At 44.9% G+C, this 22,378-nt stretch carries 17 protein-coding genes; 11 read left to right on the top strand and 6 right to left on the bottom strand.

Features of this window, described 5'->3' with window-relative positions:
• Positions 1-50: 50 nt before the first annotated feature.
• The 3 genes from QUA45_RS04470 to QUA45_RS04460 all read right to left on the bottom strand — a co-directional run bounded on the left by QUA45_RS04470 (position 51) and on the right by QUA45_RS04460 (position 2,931).
• Positions 51-767 carry a cyanoexosortase B system-associated protein gene (locus QUA45_RS04470; RefSeq protein ID WP_333219679.1) on the bottom strand — a complete coding sequence of 239 codons (717 nt, stop codon included), beginning with the start codon at positions 765-767 and terminating at the stop codon, positions 51-53.
• Positions 767-1,642, bottom strand: coding sequence for a cyanoexosortase B (gene crtB, locus QUA45_RS04465; protein WP_333095422.1), 876 nt, complete (start codon positions 1,640-1,642; stop codon positions 767-769). The genes QUA45_RS04470 and crtB overlap by 1 nt, the downstream gene beginning before the upstream one ends.
• Before the next feature lie 149 nt (positions 1,643-1,791).
• Positions 1,792-2,931 carry a DegT/DnrJ/EryC1/StrS family aminotransferase gene (locus tag QUA45_RS04460; RefSeq protein WP_333219678.1) on the bottom strand — a complete coding sequence of 380 codons (1,140 nt, stop codon included), beginning with the start codon at positions 2,929-2,931 and terminating at the stop codon, positions 1,792-1,794.
• A gap of 206 nt (positions 2,932-3,137) precedes the next feature.
• On the opposite strand from QUA45_RS04460, the gene QUA45_RS04455 reads away from it, so the two are divergent.
• The 4 genes from QUA45_RS04455 to QUA45_RS04440 all read left to right on the top strand — a co-directional run bounded on the left by QUA45_RS04455 (position 3,138) and on the right by QUA45_RS04440 (position 5,978).
• Positions 3,138-4,175: an NADP(H)-dependent aldo-keto reductase gene (locus QUA45_RS04455; RefSeq protein WP_333219676.1), complete on the top strand. Its 1,038-nt coding sequence runs from the start codon at positions 3,138-3,140 to the stop codon at positions 4,173-4,175.
• Between the two features lie 174 nt (positions 4,176-4,349).
• Complete coding sequence (locus tag QUA45_RS04450; protein WP_333219674.1) at positions 4,350-4,874, top strand: hypothetical protein; 525 nt, start codon at positions 4,350-4,352, stop codon at positions 4,872-4,874.
• A gap of 617 nt (positions 4,875-5,491) precedes the next feature.
• Positions 5,492-5,683 carry a hypothetical protein gene (locus tag QUA45_RS04445; protein ID WP_333219672.1) on the top strand — a complete coding sequence of 64 codons (192 nt, stop codon included), beginning with the start codon at positions 5,492-5,494 and terminating at the stop codon, positions 5,681-5,683.
• A gap of 118 nt (positions 5,684-5,801) precedes the next feature.
• Complete coding sequence (locus tag QUA45_RS04440) at positions 5,802-5,978, top strand: hypothetical protein (RefSeq protein ID WP_333219670.1); 177 nt, start codon at positions 5,802-5,804, stop codon at positions 5,976-5,978.
• On the opposite strand, the gene uvrB is transcribed toward QUA45_RS04440, so the two are convergent.
• Positions 5,964-7,976 (bottom strand): excinuclease ABC subunit UvrB, encoded by a 2,013-nt coding sequence (gene uvrB / locus QUA45_RS04435; protein WP_333219668.1) that lies wholly within the window; start codon positions 7,974-7,976, stop codon positions 5,964-5,966. The genes QUA45_RS04440 and uvrB overlap by 15 nt on opposite strands.
• Positions 7,977-8,156: 180 nt before the next feature.
• On the opposite strand from uvrB, the gene QUA45_RS04430 reads away from it, so the two are divergent.
• Both QUA45_RS04430 and QUA45_RS04425 read left to right on the top strand, forming a co-directional pair.
• Positions 8,157-8,639, top strand: coding sequence for a hypothetical protein (locus tag QUA45_RS04430; RefSeq protein WP_333095307.1), 483 nt, complete (start codon positions 8,157-8,159; stop codon positions 8,637-8,639).
• Positions 8,640-8,931: 292 nt separating this feature from the next.
• The gene (locus QUA45_RS04425) at positions 8,932-9,624 is read left to right on the top strand and encodes a histidine phosphatase family protein (RefSeq protein WP_333219666.1); all 693 of its coding nucleotides are present in this window, start codon (positions 8,932-8,934) and stop codon (positions 9,622-9,624) included.
• A gap of 495 nt (positions 9,625-10,119) precedes the next feature.
• Here the strand turns inward: QUA45_RS04425 and urtA are convergent, their stop codons facing one another.
• Both urtA and QUA45_RS04415 read right to left on the bottom strand, forming a co-directional pair.
• A complete protein-coding gene (gene urtA, locus QUA45_RS04420; RefSeq protein ID WP_333219664.1) occupies positions 10,120-13,041 on the bottom strand; it encodes an urea ABC transporter substrate-binding protein in 2,922 nt (973 codons plus the stop codon).
• Positions 13,042-14,340: 1,299 nt separating this feature from the next.
• The gene (locus QUA45_RS04415) at positions 14,341-14,664 is read right to left on the bottom strand and encodes a transposase family protein (protein ID WP_333095313.1); all 324 of its coding nucleotides are present in this window, start codon (positions 14,662-14,664) and stop codon (positions 14,341-14,343) included.
• 817 nt (positions 14,665-15,481) lie between these two features.
• Between QUA45_RS04415 and QUA45_RS04410 the strand changes: the two genes are divergently transcribed.
• The 5 genes from QUA45_RS04410 (at position 15,482) to QUA45_RS04390 (ending at position 22,367) form a co-directional block, all read left to right on the top strand.
• The gene (locus QUA45_RS04410) at positions 15,482-18,628 is read left to right on the top strand and encodes a peptidase domain-containing ABC transporter (RefSeq protein WP_333095315.1); all 3,147 of its coding nucleotides are present in this window, start codon (positions 15,482-15,484) and stop codon (positions 18,626-18,628) included.
• Positions 18,629-18,872: 244 nt separating this feature from the next.
• Positions 18,873-20,675: an HlyD family efflux transporter periplasmic adaptor subunit gene (locus tag QUA45_RS04405; RefSeq protein WP_333219662.1), complete on the top strand. Its 1,803-nt coding sequence runs from the start codon at positions 18,873-18,875 to the stop codon at positions 20,673-20,675.
• 59 nt (positions 20,676-20,734) lie between these two features.
• Entirely contained in the window at positions 20,735-21,205 is a 471-nt protein-coding gene (locus QUA45_RS04400; RefSeq protein WP_333095317.1) for a HetP family heterocyst commitment protein, read from the top strand.
• 527 nt (positions 21,206-21,732) lie between these two features.
• Positions 21,733-21,867 (top strand): hypothetical protein, encoded by a 135-nt coding sequence (locus QUA45_RS04395; RefSeq protein WP_333219660.1) that lies wholly within the window; start codon positions 21,733-21,735, stop codon positions 21,865-21,867.
• Positions 21,868-22,067: 200 nt separating this feature from the next.
• On the top strand, positions 22,068-22,367 hold the full coding sequence (locus QUA45_RS04390; protein WP_333219658.1) for a hypothetical protein: 300 nt from the start codon (positions 22,068-22,070) through the stop codon (positions 22,365-22,367).
• Positions 22,368-22,378: the final 11 nt, after the last annotated feature.

The raw sequence follows: 22,378 nt of genomic DNA, 5'->3' as shown, positions 1-22,378 counted from the left end.
GGCAAAATCGGCCCACGCCCTAGGCTGATTTATTTGCACCTACCTGCTTACTAAAACCGAAAAGTTTCTGTAATTAATTTAGCCTGAACACTTTCACCGAGAGATTCGAGCAAGGGTTGAGCTATCTTAATGTCCCCCTGCGGTTGAATGGGAAGGATAATACTGACAGCAACCCAAGAGGCGCGGCGGTTCGAGAGTCTAGCAATGCTGTCTTCCCAAAACCAGCGGCTGGTTGCTGGAGAACCCCCGTTAGGCCAAGCGTACCACTGCACGACAGCAAAAGTTTGTTGGGGAGTCCAGCTTCGGAAAAACCGGGCTTCGACAGTAGGCGGTGGCTGGTCGGGTATTGGTGCTAATTTTACTGTAAAGCTCAAAGTACGATGAGAATCGGTTTGCCACTGATGAAATCCATCGATATCTAGCCATTCCACTTGGGGCTGGTTTTTGGGGTAATTTTGAGGCAACAGCAATAAAATGGCAATTGTTTTATCCTTTCTAATTTCTTCAACTAACCATCTGTGAGTGCCAATTTGGACGTTATTCTGAACGGCTATAACCTGCCACCCAGGAATTTTTATACCGTTTTGGCGCACACTTCTTAATTGCTTGAGGTTGGCAAGGGTTGGCGGGTTTGTCCAAGGCCACCTTCCCGTCGCGTAGCCGGGAATTGCTACTGCCCCAACTAATACCAGCAAAAACACCAGTACCATAATTTTAGATAATTGATACCGCCGCAGTAGTTTCTGTGCTGAAATCATCTGTTTCATTAATTGCCAGACTGACTTGGGAAATACTTTTCCATCCCGTTGAGGAGAAGTACCAATAACCCTAGTATACAAGCAGAATACAAATCCCCTCCCCATCCGGCGTGCAGCCAAGTAAAAAGCGCCTCTCTTTCGGTTCCGTGAAAGTAAGTTAGCAAAGTATTGCGAAAAATGTTGGAACTGATGCTAATAATGGATGTAATCACTAAAAACAAAAGACTTTTTTTGCGAGAGTTCCAAAGTCCCGTCCAATCCAGCAGAATTAAGCTGACGTAAAGACTGGTAAACAGCATTTTTAAGCCTGCACAGTGTGGAGCAACTTCTACAATGCGCTCGTTTACGTACAGATAAATTTCTTCCACTCTCACGTTGATACCAATCTTAATTAATATCCAGCCTGATGCTTCAGCAATGAATTGCTGTAAGGGCAAGGCGTAGGGTTCTATGAGGTAAGGAATGTGGTTCGGCGAGGCCAGAAATACGAATAAAAGCGGCATCGCCTGCAATTTCAAGCCGGGAATTCCTTTTAAAGATAAGCAAATGCTGGCCAGCATTACGGGCAGGGACAAATTTACTAAATCGCTCAAGCGACTCAGATAAAAAAGCGTGGCTAGTACCAGCAAAAAGCCTCCCAAAGGATGCGGTGAGTTGGGCAAGCTGCGCCAGCACTTTCGGTTCATCCAAGCAATATAACCTGCGTAGGGCAAACCAATTAGTCCGTGGCTGAAATATTCGTGTTCGAGGCTGATGCTTTTGTTGAGCCAGCCGTCGTACCAGTGTAATAACAGGGGGGCGTACAGCAGCACTAGGAGCACCGTGATACCTTCCCCCAGGAGGTATCGCTTGAAAACAATACGAATTTTGCGCTGGATGTGCATGGTTTGAGAAGTTTTAAGATTGCCGCGCTGGATTCGCAACGCTTTCGGGTTTTAAATTGTGAGTTAAAGATTTGTTAATTCCCCACCAAAACGCTTTGAGAACCGCACCCTACTGGTTGAAACACCTCCAGCATAAATTTTATGAACAATTAGCAATTCAATGATAGTACGATCGCCCGAACAACTTGCTCGATCTGAGTATTGCTCAATCCGGGATACATTGGCAATGATAAAATTTGTTGGCACAGGGTTTCTGCGTGGGGGAAGTCGCCGCGATTGCCTAAGTTTTGGTAGGCGGGTTGCAGGTGACAAGGTACGGGATAGTGTATGCCTGTTTGAATGCCGTGTTGGCCTAGTTTTTCCTGAAGGGTGTTGCGGTTGATCGAGCTTTCCTCAGTAATTTGGATAACATATAGGTGATAAATGTGACCGCTGCTGCTGTGGTTGGCGATGGGTACAATGCCTTTGTGTTTCAGGGGTTCTAGTAGAGTATCGTAGTGTTGAGCAGCGGCGGTGCGATCGCGATTCCATTTTTCTAAGTAAGGCAATTTAACATTGAGCACAGCAGCTTGCAAATTGTCGAGGCGGCTGTTGGTACCGATTTCTGTGTGCAAATATTTGCTGGGTGCTCCGTAATTGCGGAGAGTTCGCATTTTTTCTGCGAGTTCTGCATCGTTAGTAATTAACATCCCGCCATCGCCAAAAGCACCGAGGTTTTTGCTGGGATAAAAGCTAAATGCTGCTGCTTTCCCAATGGAACCCGCGCGGTATCCTTCTCTTTCGGCTAAGTGCGCTTGGGCGGCATCTTCAAATATGATTAAATCGTGGCGGTTCGCAAAATCTAAAAGCTGCCGGGGCGATACCATTTGACCGTAGAGGTGTACGGGGATAATTGCTTTAGTTTTCGAGGTAATTGCTGTTGCGGCTGCTGTGAGGTCAATCAGGGCGGTTTCCGGGTCACAATCTACAAGAATAGGTATAGCTTTGGCTTCGAGGACGGCGATCGCGGTGGCGATAAAAGTGTTAGCGGGTATGATAATTTCGTCGCCCGGATTAATGCCACAAGCTTGGAGTCCCAGAGCGATCGCATCTGTTCCGCAAGCCACTCCTACGCCGTATTTTACTCCTGAAGCTGCTGCAAATGCTGTTTCAAATTCGGCGAGTGCTTTGCCTAAAATAAAGTCTCCTTCCTGTATGATTTTTCTAATTGCTTCTGCTATTTGGGATTGGATTGGTTGGTGTTGCAGGGAGAGATTGACAAACGGAACTTTTGGCGGGCTGTTACTCATAAACTATCGGGGAGTAATTATTTATATTAACATTTAATTGCAGATAGTTTTTAAAATATTTTAACCGCAGAGGGCGCAGAGTAGCAGAGGGAAAATGGGAATTTTACGGAAGAGCTAAGCCTCACGTACTTTTTTTGAGTCGGCAAATAAATGAAAATTTTTCGGTAAGATAGAAGCAGAGAATTTGGCAACAAGCAATCTAAATCATGGAATACAAAAAACTCGGCGACAGCGACTTATCAGTATCTGAAATCTGTTTGGGTACGATGACTTACGGCCAGCAGAACACCGTTGCAGAAGCGGCGCAACAGCTCGATTTTGCGATCGATAGAGGAATCAACTTTATCGATACGGCGGAAATGTATCCTGTCCCTGGAAAGGCGGAAACTCAGGGCAAAACAGAGGAATATATCGGCGAGTGGTTGGCGAAACAGCAGCGGGATAAAGTCATTATAGCGACTAAAGTGGCGGGCAGAAGCACTCGATTAAAGTGGATTCGGGAAGGGAAAAATCAGATCGATCGCCCAAATGTAGAAAAAGCGCTGAATGACAGCCTGAAGCGCTTGCAAACTGACTACATCGACCTCTATCAGATCCACTGGCCCGACCGCTATGTGCCCTTATTTGGCGCGCCGGATTACGACATCGCCCAAGAGCACGAAACTGTACCAATTTTGGAACAGTTAGAGGTATTTGCTGACTTAATTAAAGCTGGGAAAATCCGCTATTTGGGTTTGAGTAACGAGACGCCTTGGGGAGTTTGCGAGTTTTGCACTTTGGCGGAAAAACACGGATTGCCGAAGGTTGTTTCGATTCAGAATGCTTTCAGTTTGAGCAATCGGACATTTCACCTAAATTTAGCAGAAACTTGCCGTTTTAAGAATGTGGGATTGATGGCTTACAGTCCTTTGGGATTTGGTCTGTTAACGGGTAAATACTTGAATGGAATTCCCGAAAATTCTAGGTTGGCTTTATTCGCGGGGTTTGGTCAGCGTTACGATAAAACTAATCTGAATGATGCGGTGAAAGCCTATGTTGAGATTGCGGGGAAACATGGGATAAGTCCGGCGCAGATGGCTTTGGCGTATGTGCGATCGCGCTGGTTTGTAACTAGCACTATTATCGGTGCAACAAGTCTCGAACAGTTGGAGGAAAATATCGGTAGTTTGGAGGTGAATTTGGATAAGCATATCATAGCAGAAATCGATGCGGTGCAAGCTAAGTATCCGAATCCGACACCGTAAGTTTATTACTCCCTCTATCGGCGGTTGAAACCGCTACTACACAAACAAAGTCCGCCTTCGCGGACTAAGAAATAGAGGCAAAATTTACCGCGAATTTGGTATTAGTAGGTTGGGTTGAGGTCACGAAACGAAACCCAACTTATTAAGTTTTTATATTGTTTAGGATGAACAGCGATGAATAGCAGTCAAAAATTTAATTTTAAATTATCCGAGCGTTTCTTAGAAAACTACGCAGATCCTCCTGAAGATCCATTGGGAGAGCTTTCTCATTTTGAAATGGGATGGCGATGTTTCTGTTTTGAATACAACCATAAAGTTTTCATAGAAATAGGTGAGGCTCAAAAAGAGGTATTTTTAGATCCAGATATCTGTATGATGATTGACAATTACTTTCCCAAGGAAATTGCGAAGCTATCGCAAGGTAAACCAATAGAAATAGACTTTGGTGAGAGTTGGTTCACTATTATGTTGATACCGATCGACAATAAGATTAACTGCACTTGGATCAAGTTTGGGACTTCGTGCTGGGAAAAGCAATTTGAGTTCGATCGCACTCACGTATTAGATGTGCTCAGAGGTTTTCTTGAGGAAGTGATGCAGCTAGCTGTAGATAAAGGTTACATCACGCTGGAAGAGAAGGAGGAATTTATTCGTCCGGCTTTTGCTAGCAGTACGGATGCTGTGGTATTGAGTAAGTAGTTGGTTTTGGTGGTGTTTTAGGCGATCGACCTTTTTGTGGTTAATGAATATTTCAACTGGATATGATGTACGGGCGAGACGCCCGTACCACAATGACAGAGGATGTTTTGGGCGATCGCTCTTGACGCAGAGGAAATGGGAGAGAGGGGTGAGCGAGCCCGTACTATCCTGAAGTGAGTAATCTATTTCCCTCGTTTCGCAAAGCCCCAATCATAGTCAACAAGACTTTTAAAGTAAACGTTCTCTTAACTTTCCCTGATAGGGATTTACCCTCCTAAAAAACATGGAGTTTAAATAGGAGGGCTTGGAATAGCAAACTTGACTTGTAGCAAGCATATTTCAATCCCTAATAGGGACCGTTGTTTGCCCAGAGTAGGGCAACCAGTTTGCTGTTCCTGTTAACAGGATAGCCCACGATCAAAAAAATGTCAAGTCATGCTAGCTACAAGTCTAAACACTGATCTATAATTATTGATGAGGATACCCAGTCACTAAAAACGGAAAAGGCCCGCCTGAAGTACAAATTCAGACAGTGCCCTCGCTTTCGCTAGGTAGCTCAGTTGGTCTGAAGTTAAGAGGTCAAACCAACACAAGTAAACCCAACTACTTTGAAATAGATGTTCCACAACTGTAACCCACAAGACGGACAATTGTATCCTAACCCTTTAGGCTGGCAAGTCCGTACCATGCTGATTGCTATAGCCCAACTGGTAGTCAAAGGCAGGGGCATAGTTAACCCGCCAGACTTTGGCCGCCTGAGTAATGACCAAATTTACGATTTCATAGCTAAGTTTGGACAAGCTCAATAGTTATGTAACTTTTCTGATGATTAACGCTCAGACAAAAACTTATCCGATCGCGAATCAGCCCAAAGGCTAGGAATCTGGTAAAAAGTACGATCGCCCTTCCCATCCAAAAAATACGACAATGGTAAAGGGCGATCGCACTTCACCTCAATGCTTAATACGATCGCACTTTTTGCTGTTTTTCCTGCAAAAACTCCGCAAAGTCCCAGACTTCAGCAATTCATCAGCGTTTATCTGCGTGCATCTGCGGTTAAAAACTCCCCTCAATTCCCTGACAACAAGCTTAATGTCCCAATAGCTTATCCCGCAAATGCTTAATCCGATCGCGCAATTTACCCGCCTCCTCAAACTCCAACTTCTTAGCCGCCGCCTTCATCTGCGCTTCCAACCGCCCGATCAACTGAGGAATCTCATCCAAAGATAACTCGTTTACCTGTTCGTAAACCTCCTCCAACTGCTGAGAATTCAGCTTGCGCGACACATCCAAAAATGCCAAAATCGCATTGCTCGATCGCTTTTTCGCGATCGGCTGCGGCGTAATCCCGTGCATCTTATTGTACGCTAGCTGAATCCCCCGGCGTCGATCCGTTTCGTCGATCGCCTTAACCATACTATCCGTCATATTATCCGCGTACAAAATAGCCTGTCCCTGAATGTGCCGCGCCGCCCTTCCAATCGTTTGAATCAAAGAACGTCCCGATCGCAAAAACCCCTCTTTATCCGCATCCAAAATTACCACCAGCGACACTTCCGGCAAATCCAAACCTTCCCGCAGCAAGTTAACACCAATCAATACATCAAACTTACCATCCTGCAAATCTTGGATAATTTCAATGCGTTGAATCGACTGGATTTCCGAGTGCAAATACCGCACTCTAATTCCCCTTTCCTGCAAATATTCGGTTAAATCTTCCGCCATCCGCTTCGTTAAAGTCGTCACCAAAACTCGCTCGTCCCGACTTACTCTCTCCTTGATTTCCCCCAACAAATCATCAATTTGTCCTTCCGTCGGGCGCACGAAAATTGTCGGATCTACTACTCCGGTAGGGCGAATTACTTGCTCGGCAACTCTGCCTTCAGATATCTCCATTTCCCAATCCCCCGGCGTAGCAGAAACAAAGATGCACTGATTTTCTTTTCCCCAGAATTCCTCTGCTTTTAAAGGGCGGTTATCGGCAGCGCTGGGCAAGCGGAAACCGTGTTCTATTAATACTTTTTTGCGCGCTTGGTCGCCGTTGTACATCCCCCGAATTTGCGGCACTGTGACGTGAGATTCATCTATTACCAACATCCAATCTTTCGGGAAATAATCAATCAAACATTCTGGCGGTTCCCCGGCATTTCTCCCTGCTAAATGCCGCGAATAATTCTCGACTCCGTTGCAGTAACCTACCTCGCGCAGCATTTCTAAATCGTAGCGCGTACGCTGTTCCAACCGCTGAGCTTCTAATAGTTTACCCTGTTTCTCAAATTCTGCCAGTCGGTCTTCTAATTCGAGTTCTATTCCTTGGCAAGCTGCCTCTAATTTATCTTCTGCCGTGACAAAGTGGCGCGCTGGATAGATATTTAAAGCCGTTGAACTCTGCAGGATTTTACCTGTTACCGGGTCAACGTAGCGAATTGCATCAATTTCGTCGCCGAAGAATTCAACGCGAATAATTCTATCTTCGTAAGCGGGGCCGATTTCCAAAACATCGCCTTTAACGCGAAATTTGCCTCTGCCTAAATCTATATCGTTGCGGCTGTATTGGACGTTAACTAAATCGCGCAAAACTTGCCGCTGATTGACTTCCATTCCTACTCGCAAAGGAATAGCCGCTTTCAGGTATTCTGCGGGCATTCCCAAACCGTAAATGCAGCTAATTGAAGCAACTACAATTACGTCGCGGCGTTCAAAGAGCGATCGCGTAGCGGAGTGCCGCAACATATCGATCTCGTCGTTAATTGCTGCCGTTTTCTCAATGAAAGTATCGGTGACGGCGATGTATGCTTCAGGTTGGTAGTAGTCGTAATAACTGACAAAGTATTCGACTGCATTGTTCGGGAAAAAATTTCGCAGTTCGTTGCACAGTTGAGCTGCCAGGGTTTTGTTGTGTGCTAGGACTAAGGTGGGTCTGCCGACTTTTTCAATCACCGAGGCAATGGAGAAGGTTTTGCCCGTACCTGTAGCACCGAGTAAGGTTTGAAATCGATCCCCGGCTTCGATGCCTTTGACAAGTTGCTCGATCGCTAGCGGTTGGTCGCCTGTGGGCTGGAAGGGCGCTTGCAATTGAAAAGATGCTGCCGCAGTTACCATAGGAAAATGTAGCTATTACCCATAAATCTTAACAAAAATGCAGAGATTCTGCAATTTCGTTAAAAAAATAGTTAGACTTTGTAATATTATTTTAATCATCGGCCGAAATAGAAAGCAGAAAGCCCACAAAAGCAGTTGTCCGAACCCAGCAATCAACAGCAATAAACGAGGAAAAGAATTATGGATACGAGGAGCACAGGTACAGGCAAAGGCAAAGCGATCGCCCGCCGCGGCAAAGGAGGTTCCAAAAGCCAACCGACAGAACCCACGGATGCCAAAGCAACAGGAATTCAACTTTATCAGCCGCCACACCTGCATGACAACCGCCCCGTGGGGCCAGACGATTTTACCATCAGCGAGATCGTCTCGATATCGGGGGATCGCCCGATCGGCACTAGCACCCTGCACATCAGCGAAACCTACGGCATTGTAGGCAATCGCCCAGTCGAATCCAGCGACTTTGAAGTGGTTGCTACACTCGGCAATCGCCCGATCGGCTCCAGCGCCATGCAAGTCAGCGAAATGTTCAGTATGTCCGGTGCCCGCCCTATTGGCATCAGCACTCTGCACATTGATGAAGTTTACTCCACAATGGGAGGAAACCGCCCTATTGCCTCAAACGAAATTGACGACAGCTCAACATTAATGGGCTTCTTAGATTAATTAGTCATTGGTCATTAGTTATTAGTTTTTCGCTGTTAACTAATGACTAATTAAACTTTTTTAGATAAGTTATTGACGCAGGCGATAGAGCCATTGAATCGTCTCAAGTGATTTATTTGACCATGCCAATTTTAACAATCGGCGTTGCTGATTTATGGTAGAACTAAATCTGCAAAAAATGAAACAAGCGCTTCAGAACATTTTCGGAATTTCCCAGTTATCTATTTTCATCCCGTGATTCAGCAACACCCTAGAAGTGATTTTTACCGTAAATGAGAGGGAATATCAAACTGTGTCTATTTGGATTATTCGTCATGGTCAAAGTCAATCCAATGCAGGGTTGGCAACTATTGGGCCCCATGAAAATGCCTTAAGTGAATTGGGCGATCGACAATCAAGATGTATTCCAACCGCCGTTAAACAAACTCCAGACTTGATTGTGACTTCACCTTATCTGAGAACACAACTCACTGCTCAACCATTAATTGAACAATTTCCACATACACCCGTTGAGGTTTGGCAAGTTCAGGAATTTACCTATCTGGGTCTACAGTTCGATCGACCAACCACAATCCTGGAGCGCAAACCTCTGAGCAAAGCTTACTGGGATCGCTGCGACCCTGAATATGTCGATGGAACCAACGCCGAATCCTTGGTTCAACTGATGGAACGAGTCCGAACTTTCATAAACCAGTTGCAACAACAATCCGGTTTTGTAATTGTCTTTTCACATGGATTTTTTATCAAAGCAATGCTGTGGCAGATTTTGGCTAACCCAAAGTTAATTGATGCCGTTGCGATGAATCGGCTTTTGGGATTTTCGCGAGGCTTTCCAGTACCGAATGCGTCAATTTTGCAGATGGAATTTGATTCAGGTGGGATAGCTCATTGGAGTTCCTTCATCACCAATCATCTGCCACCAGAGCTAGAATCGGTAGCACCCGATGCAACTGTGGCGAGTGATGCAGGCGATCAACCCTCGTAACCTACCTTCACTGGAACAATGCCCCAACCAACGCCACTCTGGCGTTGCTGATTTACGGTATGAACAACTCAATCTGCAAAAAAAGAAACCAGCGCGTCAGAACATCTTCGGAATTTCCAACTTATCTATTTTCATACCGTGATTCAGCAACGCCGCTCGATTAAATATTAAAATATTTTTGGTAAGTGGTAACAGTTATAGCAGAAGACCTTCGGCAGAAAACTATCCAAGCAATAATTTCAACAATTAATAACGTCCTCAGCGTTTTCGCAGTTGCTATAACTGTTAAGAATTCACAACATTATAACAGTTAGTATTTCACTTTTCAGAGTTCCAGGGCTAAGGACTGCTGATATCGTTTCCGGTTGCATCGGTATTGTTTAAATGTCTAAACAGCCAGTTGTTCCGAAAGCATAATTTTACTCAACACCCAACAGTTAACAGTCAACAATATCTTCCTCGTGCAACCAGAATTGATATGACTAATAACTACTTCTAGATACCCTGATATTTGCTCAATAAAGCAGCAAAGCGCTTGTAATCCACAGGCTTCCTCACATACTCCGCCGCTCCCAATTCCAACCCCTGATTTTGGTCGTCCAAAAAAGTTATCATAATCACTGGAATATCAACCAAATCTCGATCGGCTTTCAATGCCGACAGCACCGCCCAGCCGTCCATACTTGGCATCATCACGTCCAGAATAATCGCGTCCGGCAGCAACTCCTTAGCCAACAGAAGCCCCCCTTGACCGCTAGCCGACGATCGCACCCGAAATCCCTGTTTCGACAAGCAGCGGGTCATCAAATCCCGCGCGTCTGGATCGTCGTCAATCACCAGCACAGTAGCAGCATCCGGCAGATCCAGCGGTTGCGATCGCACTACTTTTTGCTTCGCTTCAGTCGCCGCTACACTCGTTTCTAAATCGTCGGAAAACTTCGGTTGCATTTCTGCGATTTCTCGATCGTCCGGCGCTTCTTTCGGGCTTGTAACCACAACCGGCAACCGGATCGTAAAACTAGAACCGCACCCAAACTCGCTATCAACCGTAATGTCCCCGCCCATCATCTGGCAAAACTTCCGGCTAATTGTCAGCCCCAAACCGGTGCCGCCGTATTTGCGGGTAGTAGAATCGTCAGCTTGAGCGAAAGCTCCGAACAGCCTCGACACCTGATCCTCAGTCATCCCGATGCCGGTATCGGTTACTTGAAAAACGATCGAAGGCTGTTGACACCGAGAAGGATCTGCCGAGAGTTCTTCGGAATTGCCGATCGGCAAAACCTCCCCTTCTTCCTTCCAAACATTAATCGTAATTTTGCCTCGATCGGTAAACTTAGCAGCATTGCTCACCAAATTCAACAGCGCTTGTCGCAGCTTCGACAAATCGGAGTAGATCGTGCCAATATTGCGATCGCAATTGACCATCAAAGTATTGCCATTTTTCCCTAGCTGGGGTTGAACCATAGTGACAACCTGCTCTAGCAAATTCAACACATCAAAAGTCTCCAAGAAAAGAGTCATCTTTCCTGCTTCTATTTTAGAAATATCCAGGATGTCACTAATAATGGTGAGCAACTGCTTGCCTGCGATATTAATGCTTGCCAAATCCATCACAAACTCTTCTTCGCCGAGTTCCAGAGCCTCTTCTTGCAGCAGCTCGCTGTAGCCGATAATCGCATTCAAGGGCGTCCGCAACTCGTGAGTCATATTTGCCAAAAAAGTGCTTTTCGCCCGGTTGGCAGCTTCGGCAGCATTCTTAGCGACTTCCAATTCCCCCGATCGTTCCTCTAGCTGCCGCTGCCGCACCTCCAAACCGTTGAGCAAACTGCTAATTTGCTGAGCCATTGTATTGAGAGTAGAAGATAGCACGCCGATCGCGTCATTAGAAACCACAGGCGATCGAGCCGTCAAATCACCGCTGGCCATCTGTTCGGCAGTTTCCCGCAGCAAGCCGAGATTCCGAATAATTGCCGACACCGACACAAAAGCCACTATCCCCGCGATCAAACTCAAACCCAAAGCTGCCAGCAGCCAGTGCTGAGTGCGGCTCGCCACAAAGAGAGTTTGCTGCACCAGCACCGCCATTGCGGCTTCCGGAACCCCCGCCGCCGGAGCTGATGCAGCGTCCATTGTCAGCAAATAGTTCTTCATCTCCACAGAACCCATCCACCCAACTCCCACCGCCATCCAAGTTATCAGCACCAAGATCACAAACAGCCCGCTCAAAGACGCCCGAGTTCCCAGAGCAATTCCCCTCGTAGCCAGTGCCGCCGCCCAAGGATAGCCTTTGAGAAAAGGATCTGGCCGAACCGGTGCGCCGGAATTCCAAATTTCCTCAATTTGACCGTCCAACCTCACTTTACCAATCCGCACTGTTTTCCAGATATGCTGCGTTTGGCCATCTATTTTTACCTTGCCCGATGGCGCTGCAAACTCAATATTTTTAGCAGCAGCCCTGACTTTAACCACATCTGTCGAACCAGCTTTTTCTACTGCTTGCTTCCACAGGTAAACGCCCAAATAAGCCGCTTCGATGGGGTCATCGGTGACTCGATTTTCCCCGTATCGGGCTTTATAAGCCTTGACAAATTTACGATTTTCCGGTGTATCCACCGTTTGAAAATAGTTCCACACCACCAAATGTCCGGCAATATTGGACGGCCCGATAGCCCGCACTTCTTCTTCTGCTACGCTGACCGACATCACTGGCAAATCATCGGGTTTCACGCCAGATTCCCGCAACTTTTGGAAAAAAGCCACATTGCTGTCCCCGTTGAGAGTGTTGAGAATAGCATCTGGTTTCACTGCTAAGATATGTGCGATCGCCTCGCCCACTTCCCTCGATCCCAGCGGCAGATACACTTCCCCCGCTAACTCTCCCCCCTGTGCAGCCAGTTGAGCTTTCACAATCCGATTTGCCGTGCGGGGAAAGATATAATCCGAACCCAACAGGAAAATTTTCCGCTTCCCCTGTGCCAGCAAGTAATTCACCCCAGGCACAATCTGTTGGTTTGGGGCAGCACCAATGTAGAAAATATTCGGACACTGTTCTAGCCCTTCATACTGCACCGGATAGAACAGCAACCCTTTGCCCTGATCGAAAACCGGCTGTACAGCTTTGCGGCTCGCCGAAGTCCAACAGCCAAATACCACCGCCACCTGAGCTTCAAAGAGCAATTGCTTAGCTTTTTGAGCAAAAGTTTGCAAATCGCTGGCTCCATCTTCTATAACCGCTTCCAAGGGGTGTCCGAGTACCCCTCCCGCCGCATTAATTTCCTCAACAGCCAACACCGTCGCATCTTTAACAGAAATTTCGCTGATGGACATCGTGCCCGTCAGCGAATGCAACACGCCTATTTTGATCGGCTCATGAGTCGAGCCGGCTGCTTCGAGGGGGTTACTGCTCCTTGCTCCCATAGGGTTTTAGATAATTTTTACCGAAAAATGGGGTTTAAAGCCCCGCACTTATGTGCGGCTTTTATCTAGGACTTTCCTGGATAAAAAGTGCTGAAGTTTGATATAATCATACCATAATAGTAAGAAAAGCAAAGCTAAAAAACAGAACGAGAGAGCAATACTGTGCACTTGATGAAGCCATCCGAACAGGCGAGTTCATTAGAAAAAAAGCTGTCAGAGTTTGGATGGACAACGCAGATATTAGTAAGACTATGTTGTACGCACTCTGTAAAGATATTGCCTGCATAGTTCGCTTTTGCGAAAAAGCTCAAGTCAGCCGCCCGTAAACCCAGTGCGGAACGCGATTGGGCTTCTATATCTACCTTTTATAGACGCTGTAAAAAAGGTCAGAAAAGGAAGGGTTATCCCTAATTCAAAAACCACTGTCCCTCTGTAGAACACATCTCCGAAAACAATCAAAGCTTATGTATAGTTAAGTTGTAGGACGTAAATGCAATCATCCTAAATTAGCTAGCGTGTAAGATCAAACCAGACTCTGAGATGTGTATGGTTGATAATTGTACCAACATATTGAGTGAGCTGTGTTAATTTTTATCTGACGCTTTCAACGCTTTTTCTAAGGGCAGTAGTAGCGTTGCAATTCGCAACCTGACTCTTCCACAAACACTTAAAATTACTGGCTCATATTTTTAGCAATTTTATCTAAATATTGATTGTAAATATCGAAGTTTCTTGACATTTATAATTTCGATGTTAGACAAAATTTTTGCTACAAGCAAACGCTTTGTTTTGTTTTTATGTCCAGTTGTGAATTCTAATTTTGTGATTTTTTTAATGGGAGTTGTTATTGAATTTTATCCAACGTAAGCTTGATATCTCTTAAATCTTTGTTGAGGGTCAAACTCGTTCGCGATATTCCCAGAATAAGGTTATATCCCTTTTAGGTTAAGACTCCCCTGCCACAACACCAACTATCTCTCTACCATCTGGCATGAAAATTATTTAATTTTTAAAAGTAAGCTGTTGCGGTCTTTAAATTGTCTATTAAAAAACAATAAAACTCTGGTGGAGAGTAGGGTTGGGCGTCCAGCGCGCCTCAAACCTACAATTTAAATGCACGACAGCTTATGGTTAGTCTTCTTGCCTGAAAAGTATTTTTCTTGTTCAGCACGAGTTCCAGGTATTTCTCTGACTTGTTCCTAGGTATCTACTATTAATTAATATTCTGTGAATATTTCCTTAACTATTGCACGATCAGCAGCGTTTTTTTACTTCTTCCAGCCAGCTAGATGGTAGCAATCAAAGCAGGCGTCCAAACCAATAGTTAAATGTATCATTAGCTGTGGACTCACTAACTCCAAATGGGATGCCCCGAAGTTGAAGTGTTGTCCTAGTCCTAAGATAGAACAAAGTTAAAATTATTTGTTCGGGAATAGATAGTTTGGGTTTTTGACCGACTCCACCAGCAATAATTGTCACTTTTTGGGATTCTAGTAAAGCTTGTTTTTCATGATGTAATGGTTCGGCATTTTGGATAAATTGTTGTAACTGTTCATAGACCAAAGCAATTAATCGCTGTGTTTTTTTATGATTATTTTCAAGATAATTCAGGAGGTCCCTCATGTTTCTGTGTAAAAAAATGTCTTTTATCTTTTTTTATTGCACAATCTTACTAATAGAAATATCTTCTATTAGTCGTTGGTAAATTTCTAAGTAAATGCGTTTTTTTTTGATAAATACGGCGGCTTGTTTGGCTACATACTGGGCAAAATTCTGTTGTATTTTTGAGGGTAAATTCTCAAATAATTGTTGCTTCTCTCTCTAAGCTATCCCCTAAAATTACATTAGATGGATACAGGATTTTTGTCATTAATTTTTTTATGTTTAACTTCAACGATCGCTGTCTTCATAAGATTTTAGCATACTAAGTAAGGAAGAACCATTAATTGCTTGAATTGCTGCTACAAACTAATAGCAATCAATATTTCTTTACAATGTTTGGAATCTGGACTTCACAAACGATCGTCAAAAATTGATGGGTTTTGAATCCTGAATGTCAACTTCTGTGTAGATACACGTATAGCGGACACAACATTTGCCTCCCAGCTTCACACAATCTTCACATATCTCCGTATAATTACGGTAAATTTATAAAGATTAGGTAAAGATTGCCATCAAAGGTAGCCCAAATCACGATTCTATAAGTTAAACTGGGAGCCAGCCAAAACCACACTTACGTAATCACCACACAATCCTGAAAAAACGCAATTTTATATATCCTAAAGGCGTTGAAGGGATGCCGTAACCAAGAGGTGTTAGTCGGACATATCGACAAACAGTTTTTAAGCCAACTCAATTGCGACTAAACCAATAAAAATTGCTCATAACCGGGTTAGTTGTAATTCAAAAAATTTGAAACAACTTTTTGACAGGGTAAGTTATGAAAAAAATTTTAGGGGTTAAAAATCACATTTTTCAAACCCCAGAAGCCTTGAAAAATTTCCCGGCTATTCAGAAAATTTTCGAGGAAGTCGGTGCAGGACCGACATTAGTGGCGAAATTAAATACAGTCTGTGAAATTTGCGAGTTTCAGCTCGGAGATGAAATTACTCAATATCAAATACCCCATAATAGCAACAATTTAGTTGAACAGGAACAGAGCGATCGCCATTTTTATTTAGTTTGCGAGGGAAGAGTCAGGCTGCTAGCGGTAGAAGCGTCTCACCAGCAGGAGATTTCGGCGATTGTACTGGAAGTCGGAGCAATATTTGGGACAGATGACCGATTTATAGACAGCGGATTGCCTTACAGGGTAATTGCAGCCGACACTTGCCAAATTGCTCGAATTGCGGCCACCACAATGCAGCTTATTTTAGAAGAATGCCCGCAACTGCAACAGCATTTGCAGCAAGAATTTCAAGAGCGACAGCGGTTAATATTTTTCAAGACACAAACAGATTTGCGATCGCTCCCTCCCCACCAACAACAGCTTCTGTGGCCGCATTTACTTCCTTACATAGAAGAAAGCCGAATTCCTGCCGGAGTTTCCCTCGCTGAGCATTGCCAAAACTCCAACAATCTTTTTTGGCTCCGCAGCGGTCAAATTCAAGGTCAAGCACCGCCAATTATCGGCAGTAACTGGGAGCATTCAGATGTAAAGAGCGACTGGATAGCGGTAACAGATCTGCTACTTTACCAGCTGAGCAGCGAACAGTGGGAAATCGCTAAGGCCACAATTAGTTCCGAAAGCAATTCCCGCCCTAAAATCATCCGCAAACCTCAAATTTTAAGCTTAGTAACGCCGCCCCAAGATGCCCGATCTACCTCACAAACCGAGCCATCAAAATTAACCGCATTTGCTCAGCAAAAACCCGCAGCCGGAATCATCAGCTTTCCCAAACCCAAGCAGCGGCTCTGGTTGAGCAGCAGATACCCATTCATTCAACAACAGAGCACAGCAGATTGTGGAGCTACTTGCTTAGCCATGATTAGCGAATATTGGGGTAAAAAATTCAGCCTAAATTACTTGCGCGAATTGGCAGAAATTGGCCGCAGTGGCGCGTCGCTCAAGAGTCTGGCAAAAGCAGCGGAAAGGATGGGATTTCACACCCGTCCCGTCCGAGCTTCTTTAACTCCGCTGCGAAATCAAAATCCCTGGATTGCTCACTGGCAAGGCAATCACTACGTGGCAGTTTATCGCTTTAAAAATCAACAGGTTTTAGTAGCCGATCCGGCCGCTGGCAAGCGGTGGATGACCGTTAAAAATTTTACCGACAATTGGACTGGCTACGCCCTAATTTTAGACCCGACAGCGGAACTATACCGCAATCACAGTGCCGAAGATCAAGGCATTAAAATTAAAGATTTTGTTGGCATAGTCTGGCCCTACCGCGCTGCGATTGCCAAAATTTTGATACTCTCCTTGTTGCTCCAAATATTTGGTCTAGTTACTCCCCTATTTACCCAAGTAATTCTCGACCAAGTGGTTGTTAGCAAAAGCATAGTAACTCTGCACGTTTTTGCGATCGGACTGCTGCTGTTTAGTGTTTGGCGAACGCTGTTGGGCGCAACGAGACAGTATTTGCTGGATTATTTGTCGAACCGCATTGACCTGACTTTAATTAGCGGCTTTATCAGTCACACTCTTAGTTTGCCGATCAAGTTTTTTGAATCTCGTCAGGTGGGCGATATCTTGACGCGGGTTCAGGAAAATCAAAAAATTCAGGCATTTTTGACTCGCCAAGCTATTACGGCTTGGTTGGATGCTTTGATGGCTGTAGTTTACATCGGACTGATGGTTTACTATAACTGGCGTCTGGCTTTGTTGGTGCTGGCTTTGATTCCGCCGATCGTGATTTTGACTTTAGTGGCAACTCCGTTTTTGCGAAAAGTGTCGCGGGAGATTTTTACAGAAAGTGCCAAGCAAAATTCATCTTTGGTGGAAATGATTACTGGGGTGGCGACGGTTAAGGCCACTGCTGCTGAGCGAGAAATGCGCTGGCGCTGGGAAGACCAATTAACCTGCATGATTAATGCTAAATTTCGCGGGCAGAAGTTGGCTAATTCTTTGCAGGTAATTGGGGGTGGGATTAATACTTTGGGCAGCACGGCTTTGCTGTGGTACGGGGCAATGCTGGTGATTCAAGACGAGTTGACTATCGGTCAATTTGTGGCTTTTAATATGATGATTGGGAACGTGATTTCTCCTGTGCTTTCAGTGGTGGGACTGTGGGATGAGTTTCAAGAAGTGGTCGTTTCGATCGAGCGTTTGGATGATGTATTCTCTGCCCAACCCGAAGAAAGCCCTTACAAGCCAATGCTGGTGCTGCCTCGCATTCAGGGAAACGTCAAGTTTGACAATGTTTCTTTTCGTTATGCTCAGGATGAGGAACGCAATACGCTGCAAAATCTTTCCTTTGAGGTGCAAGCTGGAGAAACTGTGGCAATTGTCGGCCGCAGCGGTTCCGGTAAGAGCACTTTGGTGAAGCTGCTGCAAGGTTTCTATTATCCAGAAAAGGGGCGGCTGACAATTGACGGCCACGATATTCGGCACATTTCTTTGCAGTCGCTGCGAGTTCAGTTGGGTGTTGTTCCTCAAGATTGTTTCTTGTTTTCGGGAACGATTTTGGAAAATATTACGCTGTATAAAAACGGAAACGATGCTGCTTCTGCAAGCTTGGAAGAGGCGATAGAAGTGGCGAAGCTAGCAGAAGCTCATGCTTTTATTCAAGATATGCCGCTGGGTTATCAAACTCCAGTGGGGGAAAGGGGAACGAGTTTGTCTGGGGGCCAGCGGCAGCGAATTGCGATCGCCCGCGCTCTTTTGGGAGATCCCCGGATTTTGGTTTTGGATGAAGCAACTTCTTCGCTGGATACGGAGTCTGAACGCAGGTTTCAGCAAAATCTCGCCCGCATTAGTCGCGATCGCACTGCGTTTATTATCGCTCATCGGTTGTCTACGGTGCGTAATGCCGATCGAATTTTGGTTCTAGACAAAGGCATTTTAGCCGAACAAGGCAACCACGACGAATTGATGGCTGAACGCGGACTTTACTATCACCTCGCTCAGCAACAACTCGATATTTAAGTCATTAGTCATTGGTCATTGTTCATTAGTAATTAGTCATTGGTCATTGTTCATTAGTAATTAGTTATTAGTCATTGGTCATGGGTCATTAGTCATTAGTCATTAGTCATTAGCAACGAACACAAGGCTAAAGAGAATGTTCACTTACTCCTGACTCCTAACTCCTAACTTCTGACTCCTGACTGACAACTCCTAACAACTGCTAACTGCCAACAGTCATACAGATTAACTTGGAGGAAATACAATGTTTTCACAAGATGAGAAAGAATTAGGCCATGCTCCTAACGAAATAGGTGAAGTCTATGGGGGTGTAGCTTCAAGGCAAGAAAACGAAGCCCGAAAAAAAGACCGATCTTTAGAATTAGTCGAGTTTCAAAATCGCTCTTCTCAAACTAATGACGGTATCAATATTGCCAAATTACGGCAGCCTGATGCTAAGAATTGGTCTACTTCTTTGCACTCGGTACTCGACAAGCCACCAGTATCTTTTCCCCAGCGGTTGATATTAGGAGGAATTGTTTTTTTCGTAGCTTTTGGAGCGTGGGCAACTTTGGGAAAAATTGACCAAGTTGGTCATGCTCAGGGCAAATTAGTTCCCAAAGGTGCTGTTTACAAAATTCATCCGACGGAGACGGGAAAAATTATTAACCTCGCTATCAAAGAAGGTCAAAAAATCAAAGCTGGACAATTATTGGCCGAATTAGACCCGTCGAATGCCCAGAGCGAGGTGGAGCGTCTTGAGAAAATTCTGGACGCCGATCGAATTCAATTGGTGCAGCAGATTAGTTCGATCGAGAGAACTCGACTTGAAGCGGAAGCGAGCCAAGCTATTGCTGCTGCAGACCAGCGGGGGGCTGAAGCTGCGATCGCCCGTGCTCGCGCTTCAGCGGCCACCACGCAGTCTCAAATCGAGCAATTGCAAGCAGATTTAGTGTCTCAGCAAGGGCGCAAGCAACAGCTCAAACCTCTGGAAAAGGATGTGCAAGACTTGCTCTCGCAACTGAAAACAGATATTAACTCCCAGCAAGGGCGGCGGGATCAGGTGAAACCATTGCAACGCAAAAGTCAAGAATTGCTGGGGCAATTGCAAGCAAAAGTGACTGCTCACAAAGAACGGATCGCGCGTCTCAAACCTTTGGTAGATGAAGGAGCACTGTCAAAAGACGTATTGTTTCAAGCTGAGGAAGCTCTGCGAGAAAGTGAAAATGCGGTGATTAGAAGCCAGTTGGGGGAGACAACTCAGGCTGACGATCGCGCCTTTGAAGTCGAGCAAACCGTTCGCGACAGGCAAAGTGCTGCCATCAGGAGTCAACTGTCTGATGCAACTGGGGTTAAGGAAAGGTTGTTTGAAGTCGAGCAAAATTTGCGCGATCGAACAAGCGCCATTTCTAAAGCCCAAGGTGAATTAGCCCAACAACTGGCAGAAGTCGATCGACTGCAAGCCGAAGCCGCCAGCAAACAAGCCGCAGCGCGCCAAACGCAGTTAGAAAAAGAGCAAAAAATTCAGCAGTTGGAAATGGAATTAAATCAAGTCAAATCCAAAATTGCCGAAACCCAAACCCTGCTCGCTCAAGCAAAAAATCAGCTCAAACAAAGATTTCTCTACGCACCCGTTAGCGGAGTGATTTCCGCACTCAACATTCACAACACTGGCGAAGTAGTTCAACCGGGTCAAACTATTGCAGAAATGACTCCGAATCAGGCTCCTCTGGTGCTGGAAGTCAGTTTGCCGAACCGAGAAGCGGGATTTGTCAAAACCGGAATGCCGGTGCAAGTCAAATTCGATGCTTTTCCTTATCAAAATTACGGCGTGATTCCGGGAAAAGTTTTATCTATTTCGCCGGATGCCAAAACAGACGAGCGATTGGGTGTTTTTTACCGGGTGGAAGTGAGTATCGATCGAGACTCAGTGAAAGCCAACAATCAAACCTGGAAACTCAAAGCTGGCCAGACAGCTACTGCAGAAATTGTCATCCGCCAGCGCAGCATAGCCGACGTTTTGCTTGACCCTCTCAAGCAACTACAAAAAGGCGGCATGAGTTTGTAGAACTTAGTTAAGTGGTTGTTGTCCTTTGTCACTCTATATACACAAAACAGGATAAAATAATGAATTCCCAATTCCACAATTCTGCCAATCATTCCCAAGTTGGAATCAAACCAGAACAATTGGATGAGATAATTTCAGCCATCCTGGCAGGAAAGTATTCTTGGGCTTGTTTTTTACTTTTGCGGTGCACGGGTTACAACCCTCTCGACTATATCCCTTACCGTACTTCCAACCGCTTGCTTAAGGAAAACAGTCAAATCAGCAAGTCGAGTAAATCGGAAACTAAGTCTGCATTGGGCAAAATTGCTGATTTAGATCATCTGGAGGTGGTGAGGGAAAAACGAGCGGGAGTTCGAGGGGGTTATGTAACTGAGGCTTTTAGCCAGTTGCACTCAGATACCAGAGGTTTTGGACTTGAAGTCAAGGAAGGGCAATATCTCGCGATCCAGAAGGTTGAGTGTTTGCCAATTCCCAGTCAAGGATTTTTTGCTGGATTTAAGACGCGCTTGTCTAATTGGGCGGGTAAGTAATTTAGTCGATAGACCGACAACCCGATTGCGGGCGTTGGGTGTACCTGTTTTTTGGTTGACTCACCGCGGGCGATCGGGTTTTTAAGTATCAAAACTCCGCGCTTTCAATAAATCTGCCAAAATGGCAACCTTAGCAAAATTAATTACTTTATACTCAGAAACCCGATTTGAGCTATTGTGGATTTATACTGATTTGCGATCGAGTCTAATACAGTTATTCCTCTGTTTCGGCAATACCCGTCCTACTCAAGTTGATTGAGTAGCCTACCTTTTTTGTTTTCAGTACCGCTTAAAATTAATCTGCCAAAATGGCAACATAAGTCGGATTATTCCAGCTATCTTAACTACAGAACAACCACAGGTTGCTTCGAGCAATAAACTCACAAATAAAAAGGACAAAAGCCATGATTATTTCTGACCTCAACTACTTGGAAACTGCTGAAACTTCTGTTATAGGTGGATTCAACTTGGGCTATGACTCGAGCAAAATCTATTTCTCTGAATACTTTAACATCAAGAAAAATGTTGTGTCTAAGACCTATGTCAAGGGTAATCTTGCTACTGCGGAAGCTGATGCTTATGGTAGTGATACTTTAACCCAAACCTTCGCTACTGTCACTCCATACTCTTCTAATAGTGTCTCGATCGCTGCTACTAACTAATCCTTAGCAGTTGTTCAGTCCGAGAATGAAAATAACAGCCAAAATAGAGGGTATACTCGCTGAGGATGCTCTCTATTTTCATCGCTGTACATCCATGACTGAGTTACCTTTGTTGTTTCATTGCTTGTTACAATTAATCTGCCAAAATGGCAACACAGGTCCGATTATCCTAGCTATATTAAATACAGAAAAACCACAGGTTGCTGCAAGCGACCAACTCACAAATAAAAAGGACAAAAGCCATGATTATTTCCGACCTGAACTACTTGGAAACTGCCGAAACTTCTGTTGTTGGTGGATTCAACTTGGGCTATGACTCGAGCAAAATCTATTTCTCTGAATACTTTAACATCAAGAAAGATGTTGTGTCTAAGACCTATGTCAAGGGTAATCTTGCTACTGCGGAAGCTGATGCTTATGGTAGTGATACTTTGACCCAAACCTTCGCTACTGTCACTCCATACTCTTCTAATAGTGTCTCGATCGCTGCTACTAACTAATCCTTAGCAGT

The sequence above is a fragment of the Microcoleus sp. Pol12A5 genome (genome assembly GCF_036701435.1).
Taxonomy (GTDB): Bacteria; Cyanobacteriota; Cyanobacteriia; order Cyanobacteriales; family Microcoleaceae; genus Microcoleus.
Note: the sequence above shows the minus strand (reverse complement) of the source record. Positions and strands in the feature narration are given on the sequence as shown.

Coding starts and splice junctions, on each gene's coding strand:
- QUA45_RS04440 (WP_333219670.1), top strand. CDS start 5,802: ATGGTAAAGGGCGATCGCACTTCACCTCAATGCTTAATACGATCGCAC.
- QUA45_RS04410 (WP_333095315.1), top strand. CDS start 15,482: ATGAAAAAAATTTTAGGGGTTAAAAATCACATTTTTCAAACCCCAGAA.
- QUA45_RS04470 (WP_333219679.1), bottom strand. CDS start 767: ATGAAACAGATGATTTCAGCACAGAAACTACTGCGGCGGTATCAATTA.
- QUA45_RS04445 (WP_333219672.1), top strand. CDS start 5,492: ATGTTCCACAACTGTAACCCACAAGACGGACAATTGTATCCTAACCCT.
- QUA45_RS04455 (WP_333219676.1), top strand. CDS start 3,138: ATGGAATACAAAAAACTCGGCGACAGCGACTTATCAGTATCTGAAATC.
- crtB (WP_333095422.1), bottom strand. CDS start 1,642: ATGCACATCCAGCGCAAAATTCGTATTGTTTTCAAGCGATACCTCCTG.
- urtA (WP_333219664.1), bottom strand. CDS start 13,041: ATGGGAGCAAGGAGCAGTAACCCCCTCGAAGCAGCCGGCTCGACTCAT.
- QUA45_RS04405 (WP_333219662.1), top strand. CDS start 18,873: ATGTTTTCACAAGATGAGAAAGAATTAGGCCATGCTCCTAACGAAATA.
- QUA45_RS04400 (WP_333095317.1), top strand. CDS start 20,735: ATGAATTCCCAATTCCACAATTCTGCCAATCATTCCCAAGTTGGAATC.
- QUA45_RS04415 (WP_333095313.1), bottom strand. CDS start 14,664: ATGAGGGACCTCCTGAATTATCTTGAAAATAATCATAAAAAAACACAG.
- uvrB (WP_333219668.1), bottom strand. CDS start 7,976: ATGGTAACTGCGGCAGCATCTTTTCAATTGCAAGCGCCCTTCCAGCCC.
- QUA45_RS04430 (WP_333095307.1), top strand. CDS start 8,157: ATGGATACGAGGAGCACAGGTACAGGCAAAGGCAAAGCGATCGCCCGC.
- QUA45_RS04450 (WP_333219674.1), top strand. CDS start 4,350: ATGAATAGCAGTCAAAAATTTAATTTTAAATTATCCGAGCGTTTCTTA.
- QUA45_RS04460 (WP_333219678.1), bottom strand. CDS start 2,931: ATGAGTAACAGCCCGCCAAAAGTTCCGTTTGTCAATCTCTCCCTGCAA.